Annotated in this window: 2 protein-coding genes; one reads left to right on the top strand and one right to left on the bottom strand. The window is 39.0% G+C overall.

The window, feature by feature from the left end; genetic code table 11:
- Positions 1-177: 177 nt before the first annotated feature.
- Positions 178-438 carry a hypothetical protein gene (locus tag ACM0OY_RS40515; protein WP_414574320.1) on the top strand — a complete coding sequence of 87 codons (261 nt, stop codon included), beginning with the start codon at positions 178-180 and terminating at the stop codon, positions 436-438.
- A 2-nt stretch (positions 439-440) separates the two neighbouring features.
- On the opposite strand, the gene ACM0OY_RS40510 is transcribed toward ACM0OY_RS40515, so the two are convergent.
- Positions 441-656, bottom strand: coding sequence for a hypothetical protein (locus tag ACM0OY_RS40510; protein WP_414574319.1), 216 nt, complete (start codon positions 654-656; stop codon positions 441-443).
- Between the last annotated feature and the right edge of the window lie 157 nt (positions 657-813).

Below are 813 nucleotides of genomic sequence, written 5' to 3'. Positions count from 1 at the left end.
TAAATTGCTGAAATATTTCGACTCTCAATTTGACGATTCTGGACTATGAGTCATACTAAAAAAAGGCTCATAATTCCAGCGATCGCTAACTATATTTCCCAACACCCATTGATTAAGGAGATAGTTTCAACTGGGTTGACATCATTCGTGAAAACTTATTAGTAAGGAGGTGAAGTCATGAACCAGTCTCAGGGGGAAGACAAAAATAAATTCCTTTACCCTCGTGGTCGCTACTACGGACAAGTTAAACCAGAAAACTTAGTGTTTAATGCTAACTTGCAAGAATTTGCTCAAAAAGTTGGCATTATCACCAGTTTAGAAAGCAATGGTAAGCTTGACCCCAAAGAGGCTTACCAACAAATTAAGGAACTTTGGAAACAGTTAAAGCGCAGTAAGAAGGAACTGGGGATTGGTGGCGAACCACCGACAACAGACTGAAGTTACTCTAATTCCGGGGCAATCACTTCAAACTCATTCCTCCTGAGTGACACTACAATATTTTCCTCATCATCTTCTACTTGAATCAGCCAACGGATGCTTGATTGACCATCTGAGTGTGACTCTCGACCACAAACTACCCCAACTTTTCCAGTGACATAAAAAGGACGTAGAATTAAAACTTTGTCTCCTACTTTAACAGGGTCTGGGGTCTGCAATAACGCTCCTAAAACTGTTAGCTCTGAAAAATGAACTTAATACAAGTGAAAAGCTCTCTTTTATAACCTTATCTTAATCAAAGCTTAGTTACTAGCTAATCTTTCTGTTAATGCTTGTGATGGAATACTTTGATTTGTACGCAGCCACCACTTGTAA

Origin of the sequence: Nostoc sp. CCY 9925 (genome assembly GCF_963920935.1) — a bacterium.
In the GTDB taxonomy this organism is placed as follows: domain Bacteria; phylum Cyanobacteriota; class Cyanobacteriia; order Cyanobacteriales; family Nostocaceae; genus Nostoc.
This window is presented reverse-complemented; position numbering and strand designations above follow the sequence as displayed.